At 68.6% G+C, this 13,716-nt stretch carries 13 protein-coding genes; 3 read left to right on the top strand and 10 right to left on the bottom strand.

What is annotated here, in order from left to right:
• Positions 1 to 30: 30 nt before the first annotated feature.
• Positions 31 to 429: a PaaI family thioesterase gene (locus VGS97_RS13375; protein ID WP_349262120.1), complete on the top strand. Its 399-nt coding sequence runs from the start codon at positions 31 to 33 to the stop codon at positions 427 to 429.
• Here VGS97_RS13375 and VGS97_RS13370 read toward each other — a convergent pair whose 3' ends face one another.
• From VGS97_RS13370 to VGS97_RS13340, 7 genes are all read right to left on the bottom strand, one after another.
• Positions 430 to 939, bottom strand: coding sequence for a hypothetical protein (locus VGS97_RS13370; protein ID WP_326853742.1), 510 nt, complete (start codon positions 937 to 939; stop codon positions 430 to 432). It lies immediately after the preceding gene.
• A complete protein-coding gene (locus VGS97_RS13365; protein ID WP_349262119.1) occupies positions 936 to 1,868 on the bottom strand; it encodes a metallophosphoesterase family protein in 933 nt (310 codons plus the stop codon). Before VGS97_RS13365 ends, VGS97_RS13370 begins: the two co-directional genes overlap by 4 nt.
• A 56-nt stretch (positions 1,869 to 1,924) precedes the next feature.
• Entirely contained in the window at positions 1,925 to 2,464 is a 540-nt protein-coding gene (locus tag VGS97_RS13360) for a cupredoxin family copper-binding protein (RefSeq protein WP_326853740.1), read from the bottom strand.
• Between the two features lie 209 nt (positions 2,465 to 2,673).
• Positions 2,674 to 3,408, bottom strand: a complete 735-nt coding sequence (locus tag VGS97_RS13355) for an SDR family oxidoreductase (protein WP_326853739.1) — start codon at positions 3,406 to 3,408, stop codon at positions 2,674 to 2,676.
• A 44-nt stretch (positions 3,409 to 3,452) separates the two neighbouring features.
• Positions 3,453 to 4,622, bottom strand: a complete 1,170-nt coding sequence (locus VGS97_RS13350) for an aminotransferase class I/II-fold pyridoxal phosphate-dependent enzyme (RefSeq protein ID WP_326853738.1) — start codon at positions 4,620 to 4,622, stop codon at positions 3,453 to 3,455.
• A gap of 66 nt (positions 4,623 to 4,688) precedes the next feature.
• Positions 4,689 to 6,005 (bottom strand): lipopolysaccharide biosynthesis protein RfbH, encoded by a 1,317-nt coding sequence (rfbH, locus tag VGS97_RS13345; RefSeq protein ID WP_326853737.1) that lies wholly within the window; start codon positions 6,003 to 6,005, stop codon positions 4,689 to 4,691.
• Between the two features lie 223 nt (positions 6,006 to 6,228).
• Positions 6,229 to 6,591 (bottom strand): metalloregulator ArsR/SmtB family transcription factor, encoded by a 363-nt coding sequence (locus tag VGS97_RS13340; protein ID WP_326853736.1) that lies wholly within the window; start codon positions 6,589 to 6,591, stop codon positions 6,229 to 6,231.
• A gap of 115 nt (positions 6,592 to 6,706) precedes the next feature.
• Between VGS97_RS13340 and merA the strand changes: the two genes are divergently transcribed.
• Entirely contained in the window at positions 6,707 to 8,158 is a 1,452-nt protein-coding gene (gene merA / locus VGS97_RS13335) for a mercury(II) reductase (protein ID WP_326853735.1), read from the top strand.
• Between the two features lie 23 nt (positions 8,159 to 8,181).
• Entirely contained in the window at positions 8,182 to 8,823 is a 642-nt protein-coding gene (gene merB, locus VGS97_RS13330; RefSeq protein ID WP_326853734.1) for an organomercurial lyase, read from the top strand.
• Between the two features lie 86 nt (positions 8,824 to 8,909).
• On the opposite strand, the gene VGS97_RS13325 is transcribed toward merB, so the two are convergent.
• The 3 genes from VGS97_RS13325 to VGS97_RS13315 all read right to left on the bottom strand — a co-directional run.
• Positions 8,910 to 12,047: a lectin gene (locus VGS97_RS13325; RefSeq protein WP_326853733.1), complete on the bottom strand. Its 3,138-nt coding sequence runs from the start codon at positions 12,045 to 12,047 to the stop codon at positions 8,910 to 8,912.
• Between the two features lie 173 nt (positions 12,048 to 12,220).
• Positions 12,221 to 12,433, bottom strand: a complete 213-nt coding sequence (locus VGS97_RS13320; RefSeq protein WP_326853732.1) for a hypothetical protein — start codon at positions 12,431 to 12,433, stop codon at positions 12,221 to 12,223.
• A 101-nt stretch (positions 12,434 to 12,534) separates the two neighbouring features.
• Positions 12,535 to 13,716, bottom strand: a 1,182-nt coding sequence (locus VGS97_RS13315; RefSeq protein ID WP_326853730.1) for a permease, incomplete at its 5' end; no start/stop codon positions are given.

Genomic DNA, 13,716 nt, shown 5'->3' with positions numbered 1-13,716 from the left:
GGAGCGCTCGAACCTGGCGACCGCACCCATCTGCGCTACCCGACCGCGATCTCGCGGACGCTCGGGCTTGAGCTCGTCGAGGTCGGGCCGGGTACGGCGTCGGTTCGAGCCGTCGTCGACAGCGCCACGCACGGCAATCAGCAGGGGACCGTGCACGGCGGGTTCCTGGTGGAGTTGGCCGATGCCGCCATCGGTACGGCCCACTCCACCGTGATGCTGCCCGGCGAGTCGTTCGCCAGCATCGACATCCGCGCCGTGTTCCTGCGGCCGGTGTGGACGGACACGCTGATCGCCACCGCACGTCCGTCGCACGCTGGTCGGACCATCACGCACTACGCGTGCAAGATCGTGCGTGGAGATGGTAAGCCGGTTGCCACGGTTACCAGCGCGGTCATGACCCTGCGCGGTGAGCAAGCTGCGGGCCGTTAGTTAGCTACGCGGTGGGCGCGTAGTTGGCGTTACGCGGTGGGCGCGGCGTAGGGCGCGTGCGGCGCTGACGGCCAGCAGCGCGAGGGTCGCAGCTTCTGCCAGGACGCTGACCAGTGCTTGCGGTGCTGGTTGCAGGCCGTGTTCGGTGAATCCGAATACGCCGATGGTGCGTGACGCCGTGAAACCGGCGAGGGCGCCGAGTGCGGTGGCCGCAGCGCCGAGCTCGATGAGCACGGACGGACGCGCGACGGTGCCTGCGAGGAGCAGAGTGGCTAGGGCGAAGGACGCTGCGGCTTGGAGTAGAAACAGCACGCCGACGATGTGGATATAACGATATCCGTCGATGTAAAGCTGGGCATGGATGTAGCCGCTGGTGGTGAGGGTGGCGGCTGACAGGGCTGCGAGCGAGCGGGTGGGGAGGTCGGCGGCGGCGGTGGCGGTGGCTGGGGTGCCGGGTTTGGCGTTGGCGTTGGTGTCGGCGGTCAGGTCGCCTGCGTTGATCGGGGTCATGTCAGCCTCAGGTCGGTGATCGCGAGACTCGTCTCGCTCTTCTGATACGCGACCGTTCGGATGCCCAGCGCGGATTGCAGTTGGCCGGCCGGCAGGACTTGCGGGGTGGGAGCGGGTGCCGTGCCCGGCTTGGGCAGCGGGTACGCGGTTGTCGTGGCGGAGTGGAACGTGACGTTGCCTTCGACTCGCGTGAACAACTGGTGTACGTGCCCGTTGAGCGCGGTGACGGACGCGAAGCGTTTCAGCAGACTGAGAACCTGGAGCGCGTCGTCGGTGCTCCAGCCCCACTTCGGGAACATGGCGAACAGCGGGATGTGGCTGAACAGCACGATCGGAGTGTCGGAGGACAGGCCCGCGACGTCCTTGCGCACGAAGTCGATCTGGTCCGCGCCCAGGTGCCCCAGCTTCTCCAGGCTCAGGGTGTTGACCAGGGCGATGAAGTGCACTCCGTGCGTGTCGAAGCTGTACCAGCCCTCGCCTTCGGTGCCTTCGGCGAAGGCGGCGCGGTAGGCGCGGCCCTGGTCGCCGACGGAGTCGTGTTCGCCCGGGACGGTGAACACGCGGTCGGTGCGCAGTCCGGTCATCATCTGCTTGACCTGGTCGAACTGCGCCGAGGTGGACAGGTGAGTCAGGTCGCCGGTGTGCATGACGAAGTCGGGCCGGAAGCTCAGCGTGTTGATCTGGTCGATGGCGCGGTCGAACGAACCGGTCACGTCGGTATTCGCCGGGCCCTTGAATCCGATGTGGCTGTCGGAGATCTGCACGAACCGCAGGGTTGCCGGATCGGCGGGCAGCGCTCCGGCGGCGGTTGGGGCGGACGTGGAGTCGCGGTCGCTCGCGATGTGGCTGATCACTTCGCCGCCGCTGATGGTGAGCACGACGGCGGCGCCGAACCAGCCGGTGTGCCGGGCCAGTTGGCGGCGGGTCATGCCCTGCCCGTCTGAACGCTCGGGCTGCGCGGGGCCAGCGGTGAATTGGTTCTGGTTCACGGGATCACCGTCACCGTGGCGGTCATGAAGGGGTGGATGGTGCACAGATAGCCGTAGGTGCCGGGCGTGGTGAACGTGTACGAATAGCTCTGCCCGGTGCTGAGCGCAGCGGAGGCCAGCGGGCCGGTGTTGTTCTGGCTGGTGACCGTGTGCGCGTCCGAGTCCTGATTGGTCCAGGTCACCTTCGTGCCCGCCTTCACCGTCAGCGCCGCCGGGGCGAACGCGAAGTTCCTGATGGCGATGGTGTTGCCTGAGACCGGAGCGGCGGCTGTACCTGCGGACCCTGATGGGGGCGTTGCCGGGTCGCTCATCGTCATGCCGGGCATTGGCGATCCGGTGCCGTCGACTGGACCGGTGGCGGTGGATCCGGGCATCCCGGCGAGCGCGGACTGTCCCGCGCCGGGACTGATCCCGGTCTGGGACGCGGCGGCCGTGTGCGTGGAGGCGGAGCTGGAGCAGCCGGCCGACGTCAGGCCGATCGCCAGCAGGAGAGCGGCCCACGCTGTCGCGCGGTGCGTGCGGATGGTTGAAACCATGGCCCTGTTTTCTCGATCGAGACCGACCCCGTGGCGGGGTGCGCTGGAGGGGTGGAACGCCGAGCCGATCGGTCGATCATGCCGACCAAGCCGGTCAAGCGGATCGAGCGGAATCGGTCCGACACTCCACCGTGAGATACGGGGCCTGGTTACATCGCAGGTCGTGGGGTGATTTCTTGTACTGCTCCGGGCGCCGGCTCCGGTACTGCTCAGCCGAGGACTTCGCCGCCGTTGACGGGAAGCCGCGCGCCGGTGACGAACCGGGCCGCGTCGCCGGCCAGATACGACACCGCGGCGGCGATGTCTTCGGGCGTGCCGAATCGGCCCAGCGGGACGCCGGCCAGGTAGCCGTCACGGTCCTGTGGCGTGGCGTCGGCGTGGCGCTCGACCGGGATCCAGCCGGGGGCGACGAGGTTGACCGTGATGCCGTGCGGGCCGAGTTCCCTCGCCCACACGCGGGTCAGGCTCAGCTGCGCGGCCTTCGCCGCGGCGTAGGCGGACCATCCGGGCAGGGCCCGCTCGGGCATGTCGGAGCCGATCTGCACGATCCGGCCGCCGCCGCGCCGCTTCATCTGCGGCAGCACCGCCTGCACCAGCAGCGTCGGGCTCTTGACGAAGAACTCCAACTGGTCCAGGTGCGTCCGCCAGGTCAGTTCTTCGAGCGCGACGACAGGCTGCGGACCGGTCGCGTTGACTACGAGCACTTCGACCGGTCCGAGTGCGGCGGCGGTTCGCGCGACCAGTTCCGACACCTGCTGCTCGTCGGTCACGTCAGCGGCGACGGTCTCGGCCCTGCCGCCCTCGGCCCGGATCGACTTCACGACTGTTGCCGCTCGTTCGCGCTCGGCGGGTACGCCGGGCGGATAGTTCACGGCGACCGGCCAGCCGTCCGCCGCGAGCCGGCGCGCGATGAACGCGCCGAGCCCGCGTGAAGCGCCTGTCACCAGTGCGCTTCCGCGGTGTTCCGGTTCCGGACCTGCTGCTGCCTCTACCCGACCGCCAGCTCTATCAGCCTGCACACTCGTACGACCTCGTCGGCGGTGATCTCGGTTCCCGTCGGCAGTTGAATGACCTTGCCGGACAGCGCCTCGGTGCGAGTGAGCGGCCTGCGAACGTGGCGGCCCGGGTTGTCGCGGTACGGGCCGAGCCGGTGCACGCCGGGGTTGAAGTGCTTGCGCACCAACACGTTCTCGGCGGTGAGCAGCGCGGCGAGCTCGTCGCGGCTGAGGCTTGCGGAGGCAGGGTCGACCTCCAGGACCACGAACTGGTGGTTGCTGCGCTCGCCCAGCCCCGGCTGCCGCACCCGGATGCCCGGCACGTCCGCCAGGTGCTGTGTGTACAGCTCGTGGTTGGCGCGGTTCGCCGCCAGGATCTCCGGCATGTCCTCCAGCGAGGTCAGGCCCATCGCCGCGCACGCCTCGGGCATCTTCGCGTTGATCCCGGCCGCGGTGACGTCGCCGTCCGGGGTGAAGCCGAAGTAGTGCAGCGAGCGGACCTTCTCGGCCAGCTCCGCGTCGTGCGTGGTGATCGTGCCGCCTTCAAAGGCGTTGATGAACTTGGTGGCGTGGAAGCTGAACACCTCGGCGTCGCCGAAGCCGCCGATCGGCCGGCCGTCCACGGAACAGCCGTACGCGTGCGCCGCGTCGTACAGCAGCGTCAGCCCACGCTCGGCGGCGAGCGCCGGCAGGACGTCCACCGCGCACGGACGGCCCCACACGTGCACGCCGATGATGGCAGAGGTCTGCGGCGTGATCAGCTTCTCCACCTCGGCGGGGTCGAGGTTGGCCGTCTCCTCGTCGATGTCGCAGAACACTGGCGTGACGCCGAGCCACTCCAGGGCGTGCGCCGTCGCGACGTAGGTGAAGGAGGGCACGATCACCTCGCCGCGCAGCCCGCGCGCCCGGACCAGGATTTCCAGTGCCGAGGTCGCGCTGGTCAACGCCAGGCAGTGCTCGGTGCCCGCGGCCTCGGCGACCCTGGCCTCGAACTCCTTGACCAGCGGCCCGAAGTTGGCCAGCCAGCGCCGGTCCAGCGCCTCGCCGATCCGCTTGAGCACGCGGTCGGGGTTGAGCACGTTCGGCCGTCCGACGTGCAGAGCGTGGTCGAACTCCGGCTTGCCGCCGTTGATCGCCAGCTGCGCCCGGCTGTTCTTGGTCATCGCAGGCTCCGCCCGGCGAGGCTGTGCTCGATCATCGCAGCCCCCTGGCTGCGAAGCGGTGTTCGATCATCGCAGCCCCCTGGCTGCGAAGAAGTCGTGCACCGACTCTGCGATGTAGTCGATCATCTGCGTGGTCAGTCCGGGATAGACGCCGACCCAGAGCGTGCGCTCGGTGATCACGTCGCTGTTCGCCAGGTCGCCGCCGCCGACGCGGTACTCGACGTCCTGGTAGGCCGGGTGCCGGGTCAGGTTGCCGGCGAACAGCAGCCGCGTGCCGATCTTCCGGTTCTCCAGGAACGAAACCAGGTCGGCGCGCTCGAACGGCGCGTCGGGCTGGATCGTCATGATGAAGCCGAACCACGAGGGGTCGCTGTCCTTGGTCGCCTCCGGCAGCAGCAGCCAGGGCTGTTCGCCGATCTGGTCGCGCAGCCGCTGCCAGTTCTCCCTGCGCCGCCGGATGAACTCGGGCAGGTGACGCAGCTGGCTGACGCCGAGGGCCGCCTGGATGTCAGTGCTCTTCAGGTTGTAGCCGACGTGCGAGAACGTGTACTTGTGGTCGTAGCCGGCCGGCAGCGTGCCGAGCTGGTAGCCGAACCGTTTGTGGCAGGTGTCGCTCTCCCCGGGCTCGCACCAGCAGTCCCGGCCCCAGTCCCGGAACGACTCGATGATCAGCGCCAGCTGAAGGTTGTTCGTCAGCACGCAGCCGCCCTCACCGGTGGTGATGTGGTGCGCCGGGTAGAAGCTGACCGTCGCCATGTCGCCGAAACCGCCGGTGACCCGGCCCTGATACGTGGAGCCGACGGCGTCGCAGTTGTCCTCGATGAGGAACAGGTCGTGGTCGGCGGCGAGCTGGGCCATTTCCGCCACCTCGAACGGGTTCCCCAGCGTGTGCGCCAGGATGATCGCCCGGGTCCGCGGGCCGATCGCCTCGGCGACCCGCTGCACGGTGGTGTTGTACGTACCGAGTTCCACGTCCACGAAGACCGGGACCAGACCGTTCTGCACGATCGGGTTCACCGTCGTCGGGAAGCCGGCCGCGGCGGTGACCACCTCGTCGCCGGGCTTCAGCCGCATCTCGCCGAGCCGCGGCGAGGTGAGGGTGGAGACGGCCAGCAGGTTGGCCGAAGAGCCGGAGTTGGTCAGGTGCGCCTTTCGCAGACCGAGGAAGCGGGCGAATTCGCGTTCGAAGGTCTTGGAGCTGCGGCCGGCCGCGATACGCATGTCCAGGGCCGCCTCGACCAGCGCGACCCGGTCCTCTTCGTCGAGCACCGCGCCGGAGGGGAGGATCGGGGTGACGCCCGGCTCGAAGGGCCGCTCCGCAGCGTTCTCCTGGTGGTACTTGCGGACCAGTTCGAGGATCTCGTCACGTTCCTGTGCCGTCATCGTTCTCCCCACGGGTCGTCATCGATGCGGCCGCTCATGCTCTGCCCCGCGTCTGCCGGTGACGACCGCATGCTCCATCGTTGCCAGCGGGCCGACGGCGGGCTTCTCACAGCGTGCGCAGATGGCGAATCTACCGGGATTGACCACATATTCACCTGGTTAGCTTGATTCTGCGCGAATCCCTGCCGGGTTGGGCGGATTTACGTGGAAGGGCGGGGGCGCTTCAGCGCTGGTGGTCGGGGACGCGGGTGCAGCACGTCAGAGCGGCGGCGTTGTCCGCGGCCAGCGAGCGGGCGAGCACGAGCAGATCGGCCACGCGAGGGTCGCCGACGGAGTAGACCAGTTTGCGACCGTCGCGGCGGGCGGTGACGTAGCCGCAGTCCACCAGGCAGGACAGGTGTATCGACACTCGCGGCTGCGAGATGCCGGCGTGCTCGACGCATTCGGCCGAGGTGCGATCCCCGGCCTGGATGAACTCCAGCAGTTTCAAGCGTGTGGGGTCGGACAGCGCACGGAAGAATCGGGCCGTGGTGTCGATGTGCGTGCACGCGACCTCGACCGCCGTGATCGCCCCGGTGGCTTCCATCGCCCGCCTCCCTCGCTCGCTCCACTAGAAGTATTCGCCAAAGCATATAGTATTGGAGCCGTTAAACTATTCGGCAAAGCGCATAGCAGTAGGTCTGATCCGAGGAGGGCACACCGTGAGCGAGCGGGAAACCGAGTACGACCTGGCGGTGATCGGCTCTGGCTCGGCAGCCTTCGCCGCCGCCATCGCCGCGGTGAACCGGGGCGGGCGAGTGGCGTTGGTCGAGCGCGGCACCGTCGGCGGCACGTGTGTCAACGTTGGCTGTGTCCCGTCCAAGGCGCTGCTGGCTGCCGCCGACGCTCGCCGTGTCGCGGCCGCGGCCGGACGCTTCCCCGGGATGGGATCGGCGCGGCTGGCAGTGGATTTCAGTGAACTGATTGGCGGCAAGGACGCCCTTGTCGCCGGGATGCTCACGGAGAAGTACCTGAACCTGGCTGCCGACTACAGCTTCCCGATCGTGCACGGTACCGCCGCCTTCATCGCCGCCGGTGACGGCCCCGCGCTGAACGTGGCGTTGCACGACGGTGGCAGCCGCCGGATCGCGGCCGCGCACTACCTGATCGCCACCGGCTCCGCGCCGTGGGCCCCGCCGGTCGACGGCCTCGACGCGGTCGGGTATCTGACCTCGACCACCGCGATGGATCTCAGCACGCTGCCGGAGTCGGTGATCGTGGTCGGCGGCAACTCGGTCGGCTTGGAGCAGGCCCAGCTGTTCGCCCGGCTCGGCGCGAAGGTCACCGTGATCGAAGCCATGGATCGGTTGGCGCCGTTCGAGGAACCGGAGGTCTCGGCCGTCGTCGAGGACGTCCTGCGCGACGACGGCATCGCAGTGCACGTCGGCGCCACGCTCGTCGCGGTCAGCGGCAGGGGCGGCGGCGAGGACGGGGCCAAGACGGCGCGGGTGCGCGCCGCGGCAGGAACCGAGACCGAACTGCGTGCCGAGCAGCTGCTGATCGCCACCGGCCGCCGGCCGGTGACCGACGGACTGGGCTTGGACGCCGTCGGCGTGAAGACCGGGGCGCGCGGCGAGGTCGTCGTGGACGAGCACCTGCGCACCACGAACCCCCGGATTTGGGCTGCCGGCGACGTCACCGGAGGTCCGCAGTTCGTGTACGTAGCCGCGGCCCAGGGCACATTGGCGGCTGACAATGCCCTGACCGGCGCGGGCCGCACGCTGGACTACACCGCGCTGCCGCGCGTGACGTTCACCAGTCCCGCGATCGCCGCGGTCGGCATGACCGACGTCCAGGTGATCCGGGCCGGGATGCGCTGCGACTGCCGAACCCTGGACCTTGCCCACGTGCCGCGGGCCCTGGTCAACCGGGACACTCGCGGCGTGATCAAGATCGTCGCGGAGGCGGGCAGTGGCCGTGTCCTCGGCGTTCACGCCGTCGCCGACGGCGCCGGCGACGTGATCACCGCCGCCGCGTACGCGATCAGCGCCGGGATGACCGTCGACCAACTCGCGCACACCTGGGTGCCGTACCTGACCATGGCCGAGGCGTTGAAGCTGGCCGCCCTGTCCTACACCGTCGATGTCGCCAAGCTGTCCTGCTGCGCAGGCTGACAGGCTCCATGAGAGGTCTGATCATGACCGGGCCGGAACTGAGTAAGGGTCGTGACGCCGCCGGGCTCTCGGCGGCGGCGCGGCGAGTGCACCGCGCGATCCTCGAAGCCTTCATCGTCACCGGACGGCCGCCCGAACCGGGAGAGCTGGACCGGATCAGCGCGCTGGCCGGGGCGCCGCCCGCGGCGGTGCGCGAGGAGTTGTCGGTGCGCGATGTCGTGGCCTTCGACGAGGCGGGTCGTATTCGCGCCGCCTATCCGTTCTCTCCGACGCCGACCGGCATCCGGATGACCTGGCCCGGCGGTCCGCAGGTCTTCTCGATGTGCGCGATCGACGCGTTGGGCACCTCGGCCATGATCGGGCGCCCGGTCACGATCACCGCCACCGAGCCGGGTTCCGGTGCGGGCATCGTCGTCGAGGTCGACGGCGACGCGGCGCTCTGGCGGCCGGACACCGCGGTCGTCGTGGTCGGGCAGGAAGGCGGCGATGCGTGCTGCGGGCCGTCGGTGGACCGCACGTGCGGCAACATCAACTTCTTCACGACCGGGGATTGTGCGCAGGCCTGGACCGCGGCGCATCCGACCGTCAGCAGTCGGATTCTGTCCGGCGATGCCGCATTGGCCGAGGCGGTCGACGAGTTCGGACTCATGCTGTCCGGCACGTGAGTCGCACGTGCCGGACAGCATGAGCCGTCACGAGTCGGACGACGATCATCAGACGCCGACAACGCCCATGACGTCGGTGCCCTGCGCTACGGCAGCCACCAGCGCTGCGCGTTGGTGCCGTTGCAGTCGTAGATCTGCAACTGTGTGCCGGTGGTCGTGCTGGATCCCGGATCGTCGAGGCACCGGCCGGACTGCGGGTTGACCAGCGAGCCGTTCGGCCCGGGATGCCACTGCTGCGCGCCGGTGCCGTTGCAGGTCCACAGCTGGACCAGCGTGCCGTTGGCCGTGCCGCCCTGGTTCACGTCCATGCACTTGCCCAGCACGGTCAGCGTGCCGTCGCCGTTGACGGTCCACTGCTGCGCGTTGGTGCCGTTGCAGGTCCAGATCTGGATCTTGCTTCCGTCGGTCGTCGAGGACTGATTGTCGTCGACGCACAGCCCGGAGCCGACGCTGGCCGCGATCGCGCCGGTCGCCGTGCTGGCCGTCGAGCCGGCCGCGATCGCGAACACGTGCAGAGCCCCGGCGCTGACATCGACCGGGAGGCGCACGCTGGCCACGGTCTTGCCCGAGGCCAACGGAACCGGCCTCGTGGCGAACAGGTACGTGCTCACGTTGTTGGCGGCAGCGCCGGCGTGGTTCCGGTACGAAGTGGTGGCGACGATCGTGTTGCTGGACAGCGCGCTGCCACCGCCTCCGCCGAGCGTCCAGTCCGAGAAAGCCAGCTGGACGTTCTGCGTCGTGCCGTCGGTGTAGTTCACGGTCGCGGTGCCTATGGACGGCCCGTTGGTGGCCGAGCCGAGGAACGAGATCGAGCCCGAGCCGCCGGCCGGGACGACCTGGCCGTTGGCCTCGTAGTTGTCGCTCGCACCCGCCGCGACGTTCGGCCAGGTGAATGACAGGCCATTGGCACTGATCGTCGAGCCCGGAGTCACACCGGCCGCCGCGAGCGCCTGAGCGGAGTAGCTGTAGCCTTGGGCGTCGAAGTTCGCGCTGGAGGACGCGGAGTCGTTGGATATGCCGGCGTTCGCGAAGCCCTCAGTGCCCTGGTACGACGGCGGGGCTGCCGACGACGCCGACGCCCATGACGTGTTGGCTGACGTGCCCAGCGTGTAGGTGAACGTGCCACCGCTGGAGATCGCGCCGGACGGCAAGTAAGCGTTGTTCCACGCGGAACCGTTCCACGTGGCCGACTGGACGTAGGGCGCGTTGTCCGCGGCGCCGTTGCCGTTGATGGTCAGGGTGCTTCCGGACGGCAGCGTGACGACGATCTGCGTGAACAGCGGCGAGCCGAGCGCCAGGTCGGACGTGCCCGGCGTCTCCGGGTACATCCCCATCGCCGACCACACGTACCAGGAGCTCATCGCGCCGAGGTCGTCGTTGTTCGAGGAGGAGGTGTTGAAGCGCGCGGGCGCGTTCGCCCACTGGGTGTCCTGGACGTTGCGCACAGCCGCCTGGGTCTTGTACGGCGTCCCGGCGTAGTCGTATTCCCAAGGGATGTCGAGGCTCGGCTCGTTGGTCAGGTCCGCGTAGCCGTTGGCGCCGGTCTGGCTGGACAGGATGGTGTCGAGGAACGAGTTCATCCTCGCGTTGCCGCCCATGGCGTCGGCCAGGCCGCGCAGGTCGAACGGCACCATCGCAGTGTACTGATAGCCGGTGCCCTCGACGAACTGTCCGCCGTTGTCGTTGCCCGGGTTGTATGAGCCCTGCCAGGCGCCGCTCGCCTGCCGGGGCTGGACGTAGCCGGACTGGTAGTCGAACAGGTTCCGCCAGTCGCGCGCCTTGTCGAGGAACGCGCTCGAATCGGCCGAGTCGCCGACCTGCCCGGCGAACCAGCCGATCGCCGCGTCGGCGGAGTCGTACTCAAGGTTCGTGGACGCCGCGCCGTACTCGTTGCAGCACCCGTACGAGCCGTTGGAGGGCAGGTATCCGACCTGTTGCAGGTAGCCGGACCCGGGCCGGATGTTGTTCGTGCTGGTGGCCTCGGCGATCATGTCCCTGAGCGCGGTCGCGGTGTCGAAGCTGCGCCCGCCGAACGCGTAGTAGTCCGAGATGATCGAATCGGCCGGGTCGCCGACCATGACATAGGTCTCGCCGTTGTTCAGGTCCCACTTCGGCAGCATGCCGCCCTGCGCGTAGTCGTCGACCATCGACTGCGCGGTGTCAGAAGCCTGCTGCGGCGCGACGAGCCCCTCAAGCTGCGCCTGGCTCCGATAGATGTCCCAGCCGGAGTACGTCGTGTAGAACGCGCCGTGCCCGGCGTCCACGGTGTGGACGTTGCCGTCGACGCCCCGGTACTGGCCGTTGGTGTCGCTGAACACGTTCGGATGCAGCAGCGAGTGGTACAGCGCGGTGTAGAAGGACACCTGCTGGTCGCTGGTGCCGCCGGTGATCTGGACCTTGCCGAGCAGGCCGTTCCAGGAGGCGTGCGCGGCGCTCTGCGTGGATGCGAAGTCCCAGTTCGGGTTCTCCGCCTGCCGGTTGGCCGTGGCGTTGGCGATCGAGACGAAGGACATGCCCACCTTCGCCTGCACGACGGTGTTGCTCGTGGTGTTGAAGACCACGTAGTCGCTGCCGCTGCCAGTCATCGTCTGGTCGAAGACCATGTCGAAGTAGACGGTGTAGACGGCGCTCGCGCCGCAGAAGTGGCCTGAGGTGACGGAGCCGGAGACCTCGGTGCCCGACACGACGTTCCACGTGGTCGCCGACGTGCCGTTCGCGCTGCCGCCCAGCTTGAAGACCAGGTCGGCCTGGGTGGTGGAGGGGAAGGTGAAGCGGCCCATGCCGCTGCGGGAGGTGGCGGTCAGTTCGGTCTTGACGCCGTTGCCGAGCAGCACCGAGTAGTAGCCGGCGTTGGCGGACTCGTTGGCGTGTGAGAACGACACGGTCGAGCTGTTGGCGGTGTTGACGGCCCCGACCTCGGGCAGGATCGGCACGTCCCCGGCTCCCGAACAGCCCGGACCGGAGATGTGCGTGAGGCTGAAGCCGGTGATCGAGGTGTCGGTGTAGCTGTAGCCGCCGCCGTCCGGCCGCGAGGGCGTGTCCGGCGACCACTGCACCATGCCGAACGGGGCGTCGGCGCCGGGGAAGGCGTCGCCGTTCGCCTGGGTCTCGATGAACGGGTTCACGACGGAGGCCGGGTCGGCGACGGCGGCATAGGCGACACCCGTCGAAACGGCCGTGGTGCCGACAGTCGTGGCGGCAGCAAGCGCACCGGCTGTCAGCATTGCGCGAAGTGTGGGTCTGTGATTCATTGCGGTCATGGTCACCCTTTTTTCAGACGACTGACCCGGGATATGACAACGTTGCCAGGGTCGGGCAACGTTGTCCGCAGAGTGCTGCCATGAGTACGCTCTGTCAAGGGTATGAAACGAAACGGAAACGGAAACGGCCTTTTGCGTCAGAGTTCTGACGTCACGTGTGTTATGGAAAACGTTATCCATGCGTTCTGGGCGCCGGGGACCAGGAGCCTGGTCCAGCGCATCCGGTCCGACGCGGTCGATCCCGTGATCCGCATCGACATCGACTCGAACTTGACATCGAACTCGATCTCGCCGGCGACGCCGGGCCGAGCGGCCGAGATCGCGCAGCAGTAGGCTGCGAAACTGCGCACTGCGGCTCTGTCCTGGCCGGTGGCGACCGAGGGACGTGACGACCGAGGGACGTGCGCCGTCGACCGGCGTGCTGTGACGACGCCTCGGGCGCGAGACGGATCTACATGTGCTCGTGACTGGCGTGGCCGCCGTGATCACCATGGCCACTGTGCTCGTGGTGGTCGTGTTCACCGTGACCGGACATGTCGTCCGGTCCACCGCCCATCATGCTCAGCATCGGCCGTCCGCCGCTGCGCAGGAACCGGATCACCAGTGCGGCGGCCAGTAGCAGGAAGACGATGTTGAGCCAGGTGGTGTAGTTCCAGCTGATCCCGGCGTCCATGACCTTCGCCGCGCGGGTCGCCGGGACCAGGCCCAGCGGCTTGAACACGAGCTCGACGACGTACCCCGCCCCGGCCATCGCCAGGTAGAACAGAGCGAAGATGCGCAGCGCCATCGCCGTGCCGTAGTAGCGGCGATAGATCAGCAGGATAGGGATGATGATCAGATCGGCGAAGATGAACGAGGTCACGCCGCCGAAGCTGATCCCGCCGTTCCACAGCACCGCGGCCAGCGGCACGTTGCCGATCGAGCAGACGAACGAGAGCATCGCGATCGCCGGGCCGACCAGCGGTCCCCAGAGCGCCGAGCCGAGCGGGTGGCCGGTGAGGAAGAAGTGCCGCCAGAACGAGTCCGGCACCCACGCGGCCACCGCCCCGGCGATCAGCAGCCCGCCCACGATGTCGCGCAGGACCGCTGCCCACTCCATGACGAAGATGTGCGACACGGCGGTGTAGCCACGCCGCGAGGTCAGCCGCCGCCACAGCGTGCCCTCGGCGGGCACGGCCATGTCCATCGCCGCGTGGCCCTCCATCGATCCGGCCAGTCCCCGCTCGGCCTGCTCTCGCGCGGCCCTGACGACCTCGCCGTGTACGAACCGGCGGAACAGCAGCGCGATCAGCACGATCATCACCGGGCCGCCGAAGAACTCCGCCGCGGTGAACTGCCAGCCCATCAGCAGTGCGAGGATCACGCCGAGTTCGATCACCAGGTTGGTCGAGGCGATCTCGAACGCCATCGCCGCGGTGAGGTGCGCACCCTTGCGGAACAGCGAGCGCGCCAGTGCCACGGCGGCATAGGAGCAGGACGAGGACGCGGCGCCCAGCAGCGAGGCGACGCCCAGCGTCTTCGGCGAGTCGTCCGGCAGCAGCCGGCTGATCGACTCCTTGGACACCACCGCCTGCACCGCGGCGGACAGGAAGAAGCCGAGGATCAGCGCCCAGAGGATTTCCCAGGTCATCGA

The sequence above is a fragment of the Actinocrinis sp. genome (assembly GCF_035946395.1).
Lineage (GTDB): Bacteria > Actinomycetota > Actinomycetes > Streptomycetales > Catenulisporaceae > Actinocrinis.
Note: the sequence above shows the minus strand (reverse complement) of the source record. Positions and strands in the feature narration are given on the sequence as shown.